The organism is Phocaeicola vulgatus ATCC 8482 (assembly GCF_000012825.1).
GTDB classification, from domain to species: domain Bacteria; phylum Bacteroidota; class Bacteroidia; order Bacteroidales; family Bacteroidaceae; genus Phocaeicola; species Phocaeicola vulgatus.
The window spans coordinates 4,628,194-4,646,726 of sequence record NC_009614.1 but is presented as its reverse complement, the minus strand read 5'-3'; the positions used below and the strand labels follow the sequence as shown (position 1 = coordinate 4,646,726).

10 protein-coding genes are annotated in these 18,533 nt (G+C 35.2%); 4 read left to right on the top strand and 6 right to left on the bottom strand.

Annotation, left to right across the window (positions count from 1 at the left end):
• Positions 1-6 precede the first annotated feature (6 nt).
• The 6 genes from BVU_RS18840 to BVU_RS18815 form a co-directional block, all read right to left on the bottom strand.
• Positions 7-1,296, bottom strand: a complete 1,290-nt coding sequence (locus BVU_RS18840; protein WP_012055883.1) for an MATE family efflux transporter — start codon at positions 1,294-1,296, stop codon at positions 7-9.
• 261 nt (positions 1,297-1,557) lie between these two features.
• Positions 1,558-2,124: a YdeI/OmpD-associated family protein gene (locus BVU_RS18835; protein WP_012055882.1), complete on the bottom strand. Its 567-nt coding sequence runs from the start codon at positions 2,122-2,124 to the stop codon at positions 1,558-1,560.
• 391 nt (positions 2,125-2,515) lie between these two features.
• Positions 2,516-2,815, bottom strand: a complete 300-nt coding sequence (locus BVU_RS18830) for a hypothetical protein (RefSeq protein ID WP_012055881.1) — start codon at positions 2,813-2,815, stop codon at positions 2,516-2,518.
• A 1,418-nt stretch (positions 2,816-4,233) separates the two neighbouring features.
• Positions 4,234-7,176 carry a DEAD/DEAH box helicase gene (locus tag BVU_RS18825; RefSeq protein ID WP_012055880.1) on the bottom strand — a complete coding sequence of 981 codons (2,943 nt, stop codon included), beginning with the start codon at positions 7,174-7,176 and terminating at the stop codon, positions 4,234-4,236.
• The gene (locus BVU_RS18820; RefSeq protein ID WP_012055879.1) at positions 7,173-8,960 is read right to left on the bottom strand and encodes a phospholipase D family protein; all 1,788 of its coding nucleotides are present in this window, start codon (positions 8,958-8,960) and stop codon (positions 7,173-7,175) included. Before BVU_RS18820 ends, BVU_RS18825 begins: the two co-directional genes overlap by 4 nt.
• Positions 8,953-10,131, bottom strand: coding sequence for a DUF6361 family protein (locus tag BVU_RS18815; protein ID WP_012055878.1), 1,179 nt, complete (start codon positions 10,129-10,131; stop codon positions 8,953-8,955). The genes BVU_RS18820 and BVU_RS18815 overlap by 8 nt, the downstream gene beginning before the upstream one ends.
• A gap of 860 nt (positions 10,132-10,991) precedes the next feature.
• On the opposite strand from BVU_RS18815, the gene BVU_RS18810 reads away from it, so the two are divergent.
• From BVU_RS18810 to BVU_RS18795, 4 genes are all read left to right on the top strand, one after another.
• The gene (locus BVU_RS18810; RefSeq protein WP_012055877.1) at positions 10,992-12,038 is read left to right on the top strand and encodes a M20/M25/M40 family metallo-hydrolase; all 1,047 of its coding nucleotides are present in this window, start codon (positions 10,992-10,994) and stop codon (positions 12,036-12,038) included.
• A 204-nt stretch (positions 12,039-12,242) separates the two neighbouring features.
• Positions 12,243-13,580 (top strand): radical SAM/SPASM domain-containing protein, encoded by a 1,338-nt coding sequence (locus tag BVU_RS18805; protein ID WP_012055876.1) that lies wholly within the window; start codon positions 12,243-12,245, stop codon positions 13,578-13,580.
• A gap of 68 nt (positions 13,581-13,648) precedes the next feature.
• A complete protein-coding gene (locus tag BVU_RS18800) occupies positions 13,649-15,868 on the top strand; it encodes a DEAD/DEAH box helicase (protein ID WP_158303742.1) in 2,220 nt (739 codons plus the stop codon).
• A gap of 15 nt (positions 15,869-15,883) precedes the next feature.
• The gene (locus tag BVU_RS18795) at positions 15,884-18,532 is read left to right on the top strand and encodes a hypothetical protein (protein ID WP_012055874.1); all 2,649 of its coding nucleotides are present in this window, start codon (positions 15,884-15,886) and stop codon (positions 18,530-18,532) included.
• The last annotated feature ends 1 nt before the right edge of the window (position 18,533 follow it).

Genomic DNA, 18,533 nt, shown 5'->3' with positions numbered 1-18,533 from the left:
AAATGATTAATGGTTTTTGCATTTAAGATATATAATGGAAAGCATTCCAAGCAATATCACATATAAGTATTCTGCTGTCCAATATACAGACAGGGAGGAGCTTAAATTGCTTATCGTCCATAAATAAATCTGGTAGGCTATAATGGTTACAGTCTGAAAAATGAAGGTTGTACGTGTGGCACCTGTCCCTGTGACAGCATTCATATATACATAACCAGGTAAGGCAAAGGCATAATTCAACAACGCTACTGTAAATGGCAGCTGTGCTATTTGCATTAGGCCCTCATTATCCGAGTAAATATTAAAAAGTGGATTGAAACAGATTATAGAAAGAATAATAAGTGGGAATCCCACGGCATATCCCAAACGGATAACCCGGTTACATAACGGGAAAATCTGATTCTTTTGTCCTGCTCCCAACAGATTACTTACCAATGAGCCGGTAGTTGCTGCCAATGAATTGACAATAACAAAAAACAAGGTAGATATGCTACGTATTACATTTGTCGCTGCCAGTTCCAATTCGCCTAAATGCTCAATGGCTACGAAGAAGGCAAACCATGAGGCCACACCAATAAACGGATTGAACATGCTCCAGATAGATACACGGCAGACATGATGGAATATGTTTTTATTAAACTGCCAGTTCAGACCATAAACCTTTCTGTCCATTTTTCGTAAAACATGGATAGACAATATTATCAATGAGCATAATTCAGCAAAAGATGACGCTATTGCAGCACCTGCTATTCCCATATCGAAATAAAATATGAAAAGCCAATTACAAGGTATATTCACCAATACTGCAGTGAAGGCAGCTTTGTTCAAGGGCTTTGTAAGTGTGATACCGACCAGGAAAGACCGCAACGCAAGAAATGGGAAAGAAAACATTAATCCCCAAATGCGCCAGTCCAGATAGTCAATAACAGCAGAATATACTTTCTCTGATACAATCAGATTGCTCAGAATCATGGGAGATAATATTTTAGAAATAGTGCACAGTAGAGCTGCTAAGCCAGACAGAAAAAGTAACCCCTGAAAGAATGTCCTACCTGTTTCTGAATATTGCCGCTCGCCATTACGCCGTGCAATGACAACCTGTAAACCTATACTGAATCCGAAACCGAGCATATAAATGGCAAGGTACCAGATTCCGGCAAGTGCAGATGCCCCTAATTCTATTTCACCAACATGACCTAAGAAGATAGCATCAGTTATATTAATAAGTTGTTCGATAAGGATGCTCATCATAACCGGAAAGTTGATGAGCCATATGTTTTTATATGTATAATTCATTGTTCAACATGATAAAATACAACAAGTCCTGTCAACTAGTGACATAACTTATTTGTAAGGTAATTATTTGATATAATGGCAAAATAAAGAAGTACAGACCTGTATTATAAGCCTGTATATTAATAGCTTGAATTGAAAATGCTATTTATTATGCGCAGCTATATGCACAATTGCCATTTCATAGGTTGAACAATCTTTGTTTTTAATATCCTAGATACAAAGGTAATAAAAATAGAAATAGGTTAATGCTTTCCTGTATTTTTATAATCTTCCGTTGTCATTCCATTCTCCGTAAAGAAGTCCTTTTCGGGTATTTTCTATAAATTTATTCAGGCGGCTTTCAAAAAGTTCGGGTTGATTCTTTTTAATTTGAATCGTATCAATTCTGATTCGCCTATATAAATCAGGGAATTTGCAGAAGTTGTTCCACACTACCTGGTCAGATTGTAGCCTCTGTAATATATCCTTGTCTATGATAAAACCATTAGGTGACATATCCGGTAGAACGGCTCTTCCGGCATCTGTCATCAGTCCTAACCGTTCCATTCTGCGGCATCTTTCTTTATTGAGTTCGGACCAATTGCTTCTTGGCTTTCGTGGACAAAGTTTTTGGGCTGTTACATCTTCTGCTATTTTCTTAGTGGTACTGTCTATCCAGCCGAAACATAGGGCTTCTTCTACAGCATCAATATACCAGAAAGTATTATCATCCGTAGGTCTTCCACGTTTCACCACTACCCAGCATTCTTTCTCCGTTTTATGGTTATGTATTAGCCATTCACGTAGTTCTGTTCTTGATTTGATATCCAATAAATTATGAATTTCCATTGTCGGCCATTTTGATTTGTATTTCAAAAATACGGAAATCTCTTCAATGTTCATCGGATGACTTAAAAAGATATTCCATTAATTTCTCAATATAGTTGAGTCCTTTGCTAGGATTACATCTTTATAAATCCTCATTGGCAAAATTTTCCCATACAACAAGCGGCAGGTAAGTATACCATATTCATCATCATTGCATTATAACAGAAGCTATATTCCCAATATACACGATTCATAGAAGAGAAAGATAGTAAACAATATAGAAGTATCAATCATTATCTAAAGGTAGTTTATGATTAAAGACTATTATTAGTACAACCTATCATATAATAAACAAATTTCATATTTTAGCTTTATTATATGATAGGTTAGATGTCTCAAAATATAGTTTGTATCAGCAACCACTTCCGTCTATATTACATGACATTCCTTCTGTAATTGGTCTTGAAGTAAGTCCGGCTTCTTCTGGTATGAGTGTAATAGAACCATCCTCTAGAACAAAGCATGGAATACCTGCAGCTCCAACTTTTTTCGCTTCATTAAAAACAGGGCTGTTATCACGGATCCTTAGAAATTCCTTTAAATATTTTACATGCGAACCTATGTCTATAATATCATATCTGTCGTCTCCCTGTATCTGTTCTTCAACATAAATACAGTCCGGACAAGTATTCATACTGTAAATTTTAATCATGACGTATATTGTTATAAATTATTACTATTGTGCTGGGCATTAATAGTGAAAAACAAAAGATGTATCTCAAAAGTATGAAATGTCGTTTAAATATAAAAGTGCTTATTGCTTTTTTATACAATTCTACGTTATGTGATACAATTGTTTTTTGATGAATTGATGAAATGATGAGGTTATTGTTTGGATTTTGATTATGTCAATTTAGAATAAAAGTATGGTTTTAATGCATCTTAAAAAAGTTTTTTGTTAGATACTATTATCCTTTCCATACTATACTTACATTTGGGGCGATCAAGTTTATTTGTTTGCTACTTTAAGCCCTGTTTTCTTGTACTTTGTTATTTTGTTATAATCATATTTTTGATAGGTATAGTGTACAACAAAAAATCTATTTCTTGAGGTTATCCTGTTGTATAATTTTGTTGGACACCCCCATATAAATTGTTTCAGTCGTATATGATATATTGGGGACTTTTAATTAAAAAAGATCCAAGTCTGTATTGGTTTTCTATTGCTCTTAATATGATAAAACGACTGTAGCTGCTGGAGAATAACTTTTGAATTTAGCTAGTTTTAAGCCTTTCTTACGATTGTTTTTGTGTATTGCTAATATTGGTACAGCTGATAATTTTTTGATCCAAATTATGGCAAAAATTCGATTCTCTGTTCTGTAAATTACATAACAAAATTATCCAGCTTGCTGCCATTTTAAACTGTCTTTTTCTAATGCCCTTTTTAGTAAGGGGGAATTAGGCTCCCCTCTTTTAAAAAAGTGAATAGGGCAAGCCCTTTTATAAAAGCGTTTTTCTATGATAGTTTAGGGAAAAAGTGTATATCAAAATATCTAGTAAAAGAGCTACATTAATTGGCATTTTATCTGTGATTAGTTGTTTGATTTCTATATAACTAATCTCTTCCCTATAGTTTCTTATAATCTTAAGCAAACGGAACATGTTTTGCTCATTTTTTCTGCAATATTACAAATGGTTCTTTATCTATCCTTTTGAACAGATGTTTATTGTTGGATGTTTTTGTTGTATACCCGAGAATATTGATGTCAATGATATAAAAGACTTTTTGTTATGTATTTCTATACAATGAATGAATAACAATTTGTTGAGCATTTTATTTATTAATTTGTTGGTTATATTTTAAGTTATTAAGCAATAAATCTATTAGAATTATAATTGACTGTTGATGGATACTTTATGTTGGTAAAGGTATTTATAATTCCCCTCAATTGTGAATGTTGTAATGATTAAAATCTCCAGCTTTAGCCTTTGTTTACTTCAATTATAGGACTAAAAGCTGGAGATTTTTAGACTGTAATTTATAGATGAGAAGTAAGGTGATTTCTGTTCTTTTATCTACTTTATCTGATTAAATATAGAGCCTTTCGAGAGAAACTGTTTTTATAATCATTTCCTTTTATTATATGGACACAGATCAATTGTCAGTTCTTTGAGCTGTTTATCCGAAAGATGCATATTTCTCAAAAGGTTCAACAGCTCTTCCTGGCGTGGCTGCCCCAGTGTCATGCGATACAAAGCAAGCACCTTGATAAGACGTTCGTACTTATATCGATCGCGGCTAAGCGGGTAAAGCGGAACAATACGCTCAATGTATTCCAATTTTGCCCGTTGTTCTTCCGTCAGATTTGCGACAGGAAGGCACCAATAAGGAACAATATCCGAATGTGTGCCTTTCAAATTCGAATAAGCTAGAGAAAACAGTTCATCCCAAGTATGATAAGTTTCACTGCCATACAATTTTACCACATTTCTGCGAATAGCCAGACACTTAAATCGGTTGATACGACCTTCCCGTTGCTCTATATCTACAGGATTTGAGGGTAGATTCCAGTGAACAATCTTTCTGGCATACCAATGAAAATCAAGGCCTTCCTGACCTATTGATGTTGTTGAAAGCAGGAACGGACGGAAAGGAGAATTGAAAGCCTTACGAATATTCGTGGTACGAGCGACAGATTTGTCAGTGACCGTTTTGTCAATGAATGGAATAGCAAAATGACAACGCATAAGTTGTTTCTTTTCTTCCATTCCCAATGAATCGGTTGTATCTATGCTAAGATTGCTTGTGCCAATAATAGCCTCCGTAACAGTATGTCCCAACATCTTTGTTTGTGTCATGTGGGCATATTCATCAAGTACAGCCTGCAGGTTACCTACCACACAGTAATCAAGAACAGATTCGTAATAATCATCATCGTTCTTTTTGTTATACATCAGGTCTATCACAGCTGCACTTTCAGGTTTGTTGAATACTGAGACGATTGCTTTAGCCACCATTTGGGCATCTTCTTCATTGCCGGATTGCCGATAAGCACATACAGCCGGTGAAGCGATGGCAATATCTGTCATCACATCCAATGCATTTGAAGGCACATACAAGTCGTTCAAATCTTCTACTGGCTTTCCATCCAGTATTTTCATGAGAGTAAGAATAAGTTTGGCGTTGTTTCGCCCTTGTTGTGGAATACTACTTATGATAGTATTCTGTGCAAATTCTTCTTGAATTCTCTGTTTTATGATTTTCCGGATTGAGGAAAGTTTCTCTCCATAAAATGTGGTAGGAGAGAAAAGACCGGATAGGGTTTGGCAAGGATACTCTAATAATCCGTCGGCTCTTAAACGATTCTCGCCATAACGGTTCTTCTTTTGAGAAGTATAGCGTATCTCTGCTTCTACCTTCTTTAACTCTCCCAAAGTATATAACTCCGAATAATATGACATCATGATGGAAATCATTCTCGGTACCATCTCCCATGAAGAGAATAAAATAATCTTGGAGAAGTTGCGAGCTTCGTTACTCTCAATATAGTATGGATTAGAGGCAGGAACCCAAAGCAACAACTGTGTTTTCTTCTCGTGATGTGTACCAAATACTAGGTCGTGGAGATACTTTAATTTTCCATTAGCAGCAGGAATGGGACGATAATTATTGATGGCATACTTCGATAGAAGCAATGCGTCCATTTTTCCATATCTTTTTACGTCTGAGTGTTGTAATGCCGAAGCAATTCGTTTCTTCAGTTCGTATTTATCCATAAAGGACAACAAATAAGGTGAAGATTTGACGTATTCCATGGGGAGATTACCTAAGCGCACTTTCGTATTTTCTTGATTTAGACAATCCATCAGATACTGCCCCTCTGCAAAAGAAAGGATATCTTCCGGCACGACCTGTACGTCACATACACGGGAATCGTCTATAATGCCACTGTTAAACCGTTCCGTACGGCACATCACTCCATACAGTGCTTCTTCTGCTTCATTCTTGGTTACCACAAGCGGTGTTAAATCAACCACATTTGTACGTTTGAGTGCAGCAGAATATGTGTGCCATATCAACTTGAACCGGTCCATTTTATCTTTTGTGGCATATAGAAAATCCATTACTTTCATAAAGTCCTGATAGTGCTCGTCATTCCCATTTGTATTTAACTCTTCAAGGGTGGAATAAGGTTTGTAGGGCGTAGCGGAAAGTAACAGAATCTTCGTATTGGAACGCTCGTTGTCAAAGAATTTGTTGGCCAGCATGGATTGCTCGTCATCGCCTTGTTCAAGCAACGAATTGAAGCGTTGAAACTCATCCATGATAACCAGGTCAGGGTCGAGCATGTCAATACTGATTTCTGCGAAAATACGACGTAGCTTATTGATCATCTCTGCCCTCTGACGATTATCGCAACCATTTTGTGCGTACTCAATCAATTGATTTGTAATAGTATCCGACAAACTCGTCTGTAACTTACTATGCATCTCACAAAGATAATCATCTCCGCATCCTTTGATCTTTTCGTTATAAATGTTCGTAAGCTCCTGCCAGTTTTTTACATTACAGCTAAGAAAATCACTGATAACTTCCTTATAATCTTTGAATTGATCCAGTCCGCATAAAATATTATACATCAAGGCACGTTCATTGGCCGTTCCTTGTGCACTGTAAAAACGGAAGGAAGTGGAAGGAGTCAGCGGAATGATTGATTCAGGCATTTCTCCCTGTTCATGCTGTTCTGCAATCCGTTTCTCAGCCAATTTGATATAGAGATGCTGCATTGACAGACGGCTCTCGCTGATGCTCATCCGATTTTCAACCCCTAATTTCTCAATGTTCTGGTCGGCTATGTTGGCATTCGAACAGATATAAACCACCTTAAAGAAGTCATCTTTCTCCTGCTTGTGCCATTCACGAACCAGGTTGATGACTTGTTTGGCTACGAACGTCTTGCCTAATCCCACTTCGTCGGCCAGCAATACCCGTCGATGACCTAAATTTTTATAGATATGCAGAATGCGATCTGCCGTAGCACGCTGAAAATCCTTTACTTCCTGACTCATAAGTGTTTTATTTGTTTAATAACGTTTTCAAATGTGTTGTACATCTCCATGAAATGGTCTGGGATGACTGTCTCGTCTGCTTTCTCTACGATTTGCCGGATAGAAGCGATGCGGTCAGGGTCTTTATAGGCCATTTTCACCATGTCTTCATAAAGTGAGGTACTAATTTGCTGTTCCAAAGAGGATGCCTTGTCATTGGCCAGCTCCTTTTCCAGTTGTTGGCTTTCCAATATATACTGTTCCACCTCATCTGTTAGCATGAATGCCAGATAGTTGATGAACTTTCCTTTCGTATTGATAAAGGAACGGAATATTGCTTTGTCTCGCTCATCGGTTGGCATTCCCTCCGTCTGTATTTTTATCAGACGACGCAAATCTCCAATCCGTATCGTGTAGAATTCTGTTAATGAATTCAGTGCCATATCTTTAAATGTCAGCCCGTCAGCTAATACTTGTTCCTTGCCGTCACATCCTAAAGGATAAAGAAAAACAGGCTCTGAAGGCATTCTGTTAGTCTGGCATTGTATGGTGATGGTATAGTTTCCGTCATTAGATGTAATTTGTGCCTGCTGAATGGCCGAAATTGCACGACGCAGCATCAATTCGTTAGTGACATCCTCTTTCTCAGAGTCTTCCTCTGGTACCGAAAGAACCTGCTCGAACATACATTCCTTGCTGTCGTTTATCAGTTCACTCCGGTATTTTTCATACGAAGATTTATAGGGAGCAAACTTCAGGTGCAGTAAAAACTCCACATTCCGTCTGAATCCATTCATGGTGGCATTGGTAGAACCAAGATACAGATGGTTATAGCTGAGATTGCCCTCGTTTCGGCGTATGAAATACACTTTCTCGTGCAAGTCGACAGCTACATCTTTTTCCACCTTATCGGTCAGTACTTCCTTGGGAGCATAAACACCACCATTATTAAACAAGTTTATTACCTCTTGTGTAACTGATGCATGTCGTGTGATGAGTGTCTTTTTAGCACTAGGATTGCAACTGACCATCTGATTCAAAATATTCTTGTCCACGAAGGGGGAGATGACCAGCATTTCTGCCGCATGATTCAGCATACTTTGTTCAAAGCACTTTGTATATCCATCATATTCAGGTATCCCCATAGGAAAAAACTCGTAATCTTCAAAAGGAGAATCGGTAAGGTCAAATTGTTCAATGTAGTCGATGTCCTTACAGATAGAACGCATATTTTTACGGATAGTACGGTTATCGGCTTTTGCGATTAACCATGTGAGGAAATCCACAAGAGGTGTATGTTTGACTTGCGCTTTTCTTGTGGCCGGTTTGGTGCCGATTTTACCGACAAGTTCACATACTACGTCCAAGTCATTGGAACCGGTAAGGTTCCTGGAAAGGACAATCAGTTTGATCTGCTGAGCACCGGTGTCCGGGTTCGTTTCTTTTATAATCCATACCTTGGGATGGAAATTTATGAAACCGTCCCCCTTTGCTTGCAGTGTTACTTGTACAACGCTCTGCTCCAATAGTGAATACACTTTGGAGTTGGCTTGCGGTACTGCCATACATCCGGCATTGCAGAAAACGGCAAACTTACCAGCTGATTTATTGATAGTCTCCAATATTAGGTGAGGAGAGCGCATGGTTGTTTCTGTCAGGTCGGTCATTGTGCCCAACATAAAGGGCACTGATAACAAGGAAGGCATGTCCAGACTATAGGTAGTACAAACCGCATAATCAATTACAAAGCCATCGCTTTGCAACACATCCGTATAGATAATATCATTCCATAATACATCAGCCATTGATAGCCTCCTTTCTTAATTCCTCGGTAAAGGTTTTTACCGTTTCCCATCGGTAGGTGAGTTTATAGTAGTGTATGCGATTCCTTTTATTATAAATATATGCTGGATTTCCAATTTTTCTTCGATTCCCTTTTACTCTTCGTTCCCGGTTGATAATCAACTGATCCAAACCGCCATTTTCTTCAATGTCATTGGCTGCAATGCGTTCCGCAACTTCTTTGCAAAACCATTTTCCGCTGTTCTCCCGTATACTTACTGCATTCAGCACTTTGTCTATGTTCGTACCACTATTCCGGTATTCTTTAAGTTTTTCCTGAAATTCGATTCGCATTTCTTCATCCTGGTATTGCGAATATATATAGTTATAGCGGATGTGCACCATATATATGAAATCAGCGAAGCGTCGGGCCAAATCTTGCAATTCTCCAATCTCCTGTGGCAAATGACGGAAGGGAATCTGTTCAAAACTATCGGCTATTGCAAAGTCAGGATTATCCACGATGTAACGTAATAAGGTACCTTGACATGCTTCTGCTTTCAGAATGTGATCCACAATGAAGTCTTTATCTTCTACGGTCAGATCTAATGTACATTTCTGGATAAAATCATAATCTACATTAGGGAAAGAGCAGAACTGGAACAGGCCTGACTTCTCGTCCGCATCGTCATTTGTATCTTCATCATCCGTCTTGGTCACTTTAGGGGCATTGTGCAATGCCTTTGAAGTTGAGTAGATTAGTTCATATAACTGTGGACTACGTAAAATTCCAAAAGTTTGTAATCCGGAATTGTAGATGTATGCCGGATCATATTTTACATAATTGTTTCCACTTTTACCAATCATCTCACTTCCTGTGATACCTCGTTTGTCCGCACTTCCATCGTATAGATTTTTTGTCATGATCCGTTCCAGACGGATAATTTCCGCTTTCACCTCCGATAAACGGTTATATCGTTTTTCTGTAGCCTTACGATAGAGTTGTGGCATGAGCGAGAAATACTTCATGTGCTTTTGCAGGGTAGATATTCCGGGGAACATACGGTCTGCAAAAGCATCACGGATACGGCCAATGCCGAGTTCGTCGAGAGCTACAGATTCCGAAGTCATTTTCAGTACTTGCATGACTCGGGCTTGTTCTTCTCGGTTGCTGTGTATATATCCTAATTTCATAAAATTGCTAATTTGTGTTACAAATCTAATTATTATTCTTGTAAAGATGGTCTATTTTGTAAAACTCTACATTTTCTCTACTGTGACTGCAACAATTTTCATCTGATGAAAAATAACAGTTCCGAATTTCATTATTCACAAATATAATTACTTAATTCGAATTTTAATATATATCATATTGATTTAATTCAGCCTGTATTTGTGGAAATTGATTAGTAAAAGTATGATTATGCTTACCTTACAGTTTGTTGTAAATGTGCAAAATAGAATGAATTATTAATTATGATAAGGCAATAGCTGCTTATAATATAAGTTTTATTTGCGTGATTTGTTAAATTGAAGTTTTGGTTAACATATTAAGTCTTTTAAAATGCTTTGTTGTTTTGATTAAAATAACAGGGAATTAGATCTATAACACCAGTATATTTATTTTTAAATGCCTACTCGTTTTTATGTAAACTCTAAATCTTTCAAAAAGGTTTCTTGTTTTTGTCTAGATGGAATATATTTTGCAATGTATTGCTTATGTCAATACGTAAGGTGTTGTGGCTAATTGTTGTTGTAGTGTTAGCGTATTGATCTTTGTGATGGTTCTTCTTTTGTATATTACATTTTTATAGTGTTAAATTGTAATTGCGTTGTTGTTTGAGAATCCAATCTTTTAAAATCTCATCATTCGAGTATGTAAATTTGCAATTTTGAGTATAAGGTATGATTCATTTTGTCAAAATGATAATTCTCTATTTATCAAGTTGTTGATTTAATTATTTTAATATAATAGTGATCAATTGTCATTTTAAGCTGCTTTTGATGATATTCAAATAAGTTTTTGTAAATTTGTGTTCTAAAAAAAATTGAATATGGAGTTTAATACAAGTTTTCTAAAGCATGTATCAAGTATAATTGCACCATCCGGTTATGAAAAAGAAGTTATTGATGTATGGTGCAAAGAAATGTCACAATATGTTGATGAGATTAATCTTACAAATATAGGTAATGCTATAGCAGTAAAACATGGCTGTGGAGATACACGAAAAAAAATAATGATAACTGCTCATGCCGATGAAATTGGAATAATAGTAACTTATATTGATAATAATGGTTATTTGTATTTTGATGAAATAGGTGGAATAGATACTAATATTCTTCCGGGTAGAACAGTGTTGATAAAAGGTGTTGATAATCGTATTATTAAAGGAGTTATAGGAGTTAAACCAATTCATCTCCAAAAGGATTCTGGTTCTAAGCAATCATTAAATCCTGAAGATTTGTGGATTGATATTTGCGTAAGTAATAAAGAATCAGCTTTAGAGTTAGTAGAAGTTGGTAGTATAGGAACATTGGAATCAGTAGCATATCAACAAGGTACAAAGGTGATAGGAAAGGCTATGGACAATAGATGCTCCCTTTCAGCAATGGTTTCTATAGCTAAAATACTTGCAGAAAAAAAATGTAATGATGACATATTTTATGTTGCCACAACTCAGGAAGAACTTAGAGGAAGAGGAGCGCAGACTGCTGCATTTGCTATAAATCCGGATATATGTATAGTTTTGGATGTAACTCATGCAACAGATTACCCTGGAATGTCTCCAATAAGAGATGGTGATATAAATTTGGGAAAAGGTGTTGTTGTTGCAATTGGTCCCAATATGGATAATGAAATTACGAAAAAAGTTGTATCTTTGGCAAAGAATTTGAATATCAGCTATCAGGTAGAGGTTTGTGCACGTCCTACCGGTACTGATGCTAATGTGGTTCAGATTAGCCGTGATGGAATACGTACATTGTTATTGAGTATTCCTTGTAGATATATGCATAGTCCTGTAGAGACCATAGATATAGAAGATTTAAAAAGTTGCTGTACTTTAATAACTAAGTTAATAGAGAACAGACATTATTTATAATTATAAATTTTAAAATAAATTAAAATGAAAAAGAAAATTACATTCAATTGGTCAGAAAAAAAGATTTCTGATGCTGAACGCGTAGGGGCTATGTATTGCTTCAAACGCTGTGATGTAAACCAAAACTAATTTTGGCTTACAGAAATATTGATGCCCCAGAAAAAAGTGGGGCATTTTTTTTATAATAAATCACTACTGATAATTATGAACGGAGAATTGGATTACGATGATATACTTCATTTTCCCGAAGAAATAGTTGTAGAAAAAATCAATGATTTCTATCTGGTTATTGCTGTACAAACAGCAAATTGGATTGTTCTTTATAATTCCAGACAGATAGATTTTCTAAATATGCTACGTTCTGGAAAGTGCGTTGGCGATGTAATAGAGACGGTGGATAGTGAAGAAGCAATGGGTGATTTAAAGATTGTATTGGCTGCAATTTTTGCAAGAAAATTTGCAGGAGTTAATGGTGAGGTAACTAAGGAATATCTTGAAGGTTACAAAATGCTTAATATATATATTACAAATGCATGTAATCTTAAATGCAAACATTGTTTCATGCTGTCCGGGAAAAAACTGGAAAATGAATTAACATTAGAAGATTGGATGAAAGTTCTGACTTCATTCAAAGAGAATGGAGGAGAATTTGTAACTTTCTCTGGTGGTGAACCTCTTATGTTTAAAAATTTCCCGCAAATAATAAGTCATGCTCATGATTTAGGCTTGAAAAGTACTGTTCTTTCCAATGGATTGTTGTGGTCAGGTAAATTGATACATGATTTGGCTCTATTTATTGATGAAATTCAGTTTAGCCTTGATGGTGTTGATGAAGAAACAAACTCCATGGTAAGAGGAAGTGGGCATTTTGAAAAAGTTGTAGATACTATTGTGAAATTTGCCAATGCTGGAGTAAAGACGTCTGTCGCTACTACATTTACTTATGACAATCTTAATGAGAATACACAGACCCGATACAAAAATCTGGTCGATTTGATAAAAGAAAAAACATCAGGTAAAGATGTATTCTTCAAACTTAGCAAAAAGCTTCTTCCAGGTAGAGATGTGCATTTTAAAGCTGAAGAGAACGAAAAATACTCTGCAATAATAAAGGATATAGAAAAGCATGTTGATGAAAATGCAGATTATGAGAACTTCCTTGCTGGTCATACTGCAAATTTGGTAGCTATAAATTGTGGATTAGGAGGTATATCTGTCAGTTCGGATGGAAATGTTTATTTCTGTAACAGAATAAACGAAATGGAATCATTCGGAAATGTTACTGAGAAACCAATGTCTTTTTTCATGGAAAAAGGTAAAGAAATACATTTGGCTACTTCGGTTGAGAATGTTATCCCTTGTAAAGACTGTGAATTGAGATATATTTGTGACGGTGGATGTAGAATTGATGATTTTGATTTTGCAGGTAAAATACAATCTTCAGCTTTGCCATATCATCAGATAAGTTGTAATGATGAAAAAAAGAATAAGCTGAAGAAAAGAATGATAGATAGCTTTAATTATTTTTATAAGTTTGATTGATGGAATACAGGTTTGTGTGTATATTGAATAATACGACTTCAAACCGAAATATTGACATTGAAGTCTGTATGGAAACAGGTTCCAGGTCTTTGTCTCCGTTTCAAAGAAAAGTAAACGGAGACGATATTCGTCGTTCCAAAACTTTTCAGACAGACCGTTTGGCTCAAATCCTGTTTATGGTTGGACAGGAAGAACAGCCGTTTATTTTCTTTCCAGTGCAAATGGTGAATGAAGAACTAATTCAAGTTTTGTCTAATCATGAATGGATATACCAGCGTTCTGGAGGGAAAAATTCATCTCTAAGAAAAATAAAGAATATAACATCTGTTCTGAAAAACTCTGTTTCCCTAGATAAAATACCTATTTGCAAAGGAAAACTTATCGGTGGAGAAATTTATATATCAGATATTCGGGCGTGGTGGAAGAAAATGAATCTAAGATTTAGATATGAAGATTCTGCTACATTATATCCAATATGTTATACTTCCATTCCAATTAAAAATGATAATAACGATTTCTTTTACAGAGATAAAGAGGGTGAAGATATATTTATAAAATCTATTGATTCAAATCTTGACAGATTATACAGCACTTTATCGTTAGACAAGCCCGATGTGAAGGTACTTACAGAACTTATATCTAAGGGATGGAAACTCTATTTACCCTCTTCTAAAGGAACATACACTACAGCTTCATATCATAGAGATAAGAATGGAATAGAGTGGTTTTCATCTGCAAATGAAGAAAGTCCTGATTCTTTAAATATTAAAGATATTCTTCATGCATATCTTAATAGCAGAAATTATGTAGAGTCAGATGGTAACTTTAATTTGTTTGATTCTGATAAGATAAAGAATCTTACTCCTGAGAAGTTTATCGGTAGTTTGATTCCCAACAATATAAATATCGAGAATTTTTATAAACCTATAATACCTTTATCTGATAGCGAAAGAGAAAAAATAACTTCGATAGTTATTGAAAATGTGAATGTACATTTGAAACCATATCAGATGGATGGTGTTATGTGGTTGTCTCAGCTCAGAAAGAATCATAGGGGAGGGCTGCTTGCTGACGATATGGGATTGGGCAAGACACTACAGACATTGGCTTATCTTACTACAATAACTGAAGAAAATAACAGATTTCTTGTAATATGTCCAGCTTCACTTACTGCAAATTGGAAAAATGAGATAATGAAGTTTACTCCCCAATTATTAGAAAGAATTGAAATACAGTCATACGAAGCCATAAGGATTCATGCCTCGGAATACCACAAAAGAGAATTTGATACAATAATAGTAGATGAAGGACAAATGGTAAAGAATGACAATACACATCGTCATAAAGCCATAGAGTCACTTAACAGGCATTATTTGATTATCCTTAGTGGTACTCCCATTGAAAATTCTATTGATGAAATATGGGCACAATTTAAACTTATACAGCCAGAAACTGAGCTGATATATAATAAAATCAAGAGTTTGACTGACACTAACGATAGAAAGAGGGTAGTGGAACTTTCTAAAATGTTTTTGTCACCGTTTATATTAAGAAGGACAAAGGATGAGGTTTTGAATCTGCCTGATATGGTAGTGAAAAATGTATATATAGAGCTTTCGAAGGAAGAAAGAGAAATATATTCCAAAGTAAGAAAAACATTTCTCCTTGCTATGAGTGATGGAACAAGTGGACGATTGACCAGTATAGCACTTGAGGGATTATTAAGATTAAGACAATGCTGTGTAAACACCAGTCTTTTGCCACTTAGTCTGAGTGGAAAAGCGATTATAGACAGTTCTAAATTCAATTTCGCAATAAAACTTATAAAGGATTTCGTTTCACAAAACCATAAAGTATTATTGTTCTCACAATTTACTTCAGCTTTGGAGTTGCTTATAAAGCATCCGAAACTGAAAGAACTGAACCCGTTAATACTTACAGGTGAGACGCGTAACAGACAAACACTTGTCAATACATTCCAGAATGATCCTTCTGCCACAGTTATGATGGTAAGTATAAAAGCAGGTGGAACAGGACTGAATCTTACTGCTGCCGATAGAGTAATTCTGCTGGATGACTGGTGGAATCCTGCTGTTGAGAGTCAGGCTTTTGCACGTACTCATCGGATAGGTCAGAAAAATGATGTTAAGGTATATCGTTTGGTTTGCAAAGATACCGTTGAAGAAAAAATTTTGGAACTACATAAAAATAAGGAGGAAATGTCCGAATTATTCAATACTATAAATGAAAAACTTACAATAGAAGAGATAAAACAACTTTTTGACTAATAAATCTATAATATAATGGAACATTTAAGTAATGCGCTGAAAGCTGTTTTTAAGGAACAGGATGGCGATGAAGTCCTTTTTTGTGCGGATATGTTGCAAAAGGATAATCAATATAACCGTGGTGAAATGCCACGTCCCGATACGGAGATGAAAGAATCGCAGATTCAATATCTATTAAGAAAGGTTAATGCATATAATACTTTAGATCAAGAATCAATAGTAGGGCAGGTTGTAGTTTCTGAGTGGATGAAACCTTTAAAGTCTCATAAAGAGTTAAAATCTTTTGACCTGTCAGTTTTCAATATGTTGTTGCATTTTGCTTGTAAGACTATATATTTTAAAAACAACGATCCGGTTTGTCATTATTCCAAATTATTAAGATGGCATAATGTCTCAAATCTCTTTGGAGAAGATACATTTACTACTGTATTTGCAGCATCTCTCGATATTGTTAACAAGTCCAAAAGGAAATATTTTGATTGGCCGGCATATATTGACCATAATAATAAGGAAATTAATGCTCTGTTTAAAAATAAAATGGCAGATCTCCACATGCACTTAAAAGGCTCTTCATATAATTTTGATATAAGCTGGCTTTCGATAATGAACAATATTACGAGCATGGAGAATGTTTTTACCGAAGTTTATAACTTGCGGAAAACTTACGGATGGGATAAAGACCTTTATGCAAAAATGTATAGAGCATGTGCCATACGTTTATATTTAGCCTCAAGAACCGGATTACTATCAGAAAATGCCCAAATTACATCTGCACAATTGTCAAATATCATTGACGATAAAATAAATAATGCAAATGACGCTATTGCAAAAAGTGCAATAGATGAATCTGTTAAACGTCAATTATTGGAGTCACATTCATTGGAATTTCTACTGTCTAAAGCTAAGGAAACATCAAAACATTTTGAAGATAAATCTGACTATCAGGATTTGGATTATATACGAATTCCACGTTACAATAAGGATAATGTTAGATCTATACTTTCATCTGAAAGAGAACTGATGTATAGTGTTTTTAGACTATTATTAGAGGGGTGTGATGACTATAAAGATATAAGTTCTCTTTTTTATAGTTATCTCTGTTATAAGGTTAAATTTAGAAATGCGATAATTCAGTTAAATTCTACGGTTGGATTTCACAATTTTACATTGTATGAAGAAATAAAAGATAAGTTTATTGCAAAAAGACATAAGAAATTTCTTTATAAAGCAGCGATAGAGTCTTTTTTAATAAATGGTAAAGATAGGTATCTTGAAACTCGTATAGTTCCTGATACAACAGCAGAAGGCATAGCAGAAAAAATAAAAGAAATAGCGGAAAGTGTAGATGAAAAATATAAAGAAAGATTTTCAATTATATTACATTTTATAAAGTCTAGAGATGAAAGAAAGGATAAGGAATATAGGCATAAGGAGTTAAGAGAAGATATCAAAAAAAGAGCTTTTGCTATACATAAATTCCGTAATAATGCTGAATATCTTGGAGTAGGTTCCGAAGATTATCCTCTTTCTGGATATGTTGTGGGAATTGATACTGCAAACACAGAACTCATGTGTCGTCCAGAGGTCTTTGCTCAAGCTTTTCGATTCCTTAGATACCATAATATAAAGAATAATGGAAGACAAAGACCTAATGATTTGAATATAACCTATCATGTTGGAGAAGATTTTTATGATATAGCAGATGGGCTTCGTGCAGTCGAGGAAGCTATGATTTACTTTAACTTGAAAAATGGTGACAGATTAGGCCATTGTCTTGTACTAGGTACTGATGTAAGAAAATACTATTCCATGCGTTATAACACTATATGCTGTACCAAGCAAGTTCTGCTTGATAATATGGCTTGGTTACATCATAAGTGTAAAAGACTTTTTGGCTATACTTCTCTTTGTTATTATTTAGAAGGAATATTTAATCAATATTTTTATGACGTGTATCAAGGGCAAATATATCAGGATGGTAAGATTAATTATGAATTATTGGATGATCCTGATGTTAATAATAATATCAATGACTATTATCAGTCGTGGGTGTTAAGAGGAAATAATCCTAAATTTGCTAGTGATATGGAAGAAAGTGATGATGAATTAGAACAGGAATGGGACAACTGCGCAGAAAATCATGAATATGGAATAGAAATTGCAAAATTCAATATTAATGCGCTTGAATTGTTCGATCAGTATCACAAAGATGAAATTGTAGAGAGAGGCTCAGAAGCTGTAGCCTTTACCATAAAAGAAAGCTATGTAGAAGATTTTTATAAGCTTCTTGAGGCAATACAAGAGCAATTACTTAAAGAGATTGAAAGCAAAAGAATATCTATAGAATGTAATCCTACTTCCAACTACAAAATAGGAGAGATGTCAAACTATGATGAACATCCAATACTGAAATTTTATAATAGTGGTTTGAATACTCCTTACAACAAACATGATATAGCTGTTTCAATTAATACAGATGATCAGGGCGTATTTTCTACATCGTTGGAAAGAGAGTATTCTTTGATAGCTTTGGCTATTGAAAGGCATCAGACTGAAGGGTTTAAAAATTCACCAAGGCAGATAATAGACTGGCTTGATAAAATTAGACAAATGTCTGTTGAACAACAATTTGATAATGATATTTTTAATTATAAAAAAAATTAGT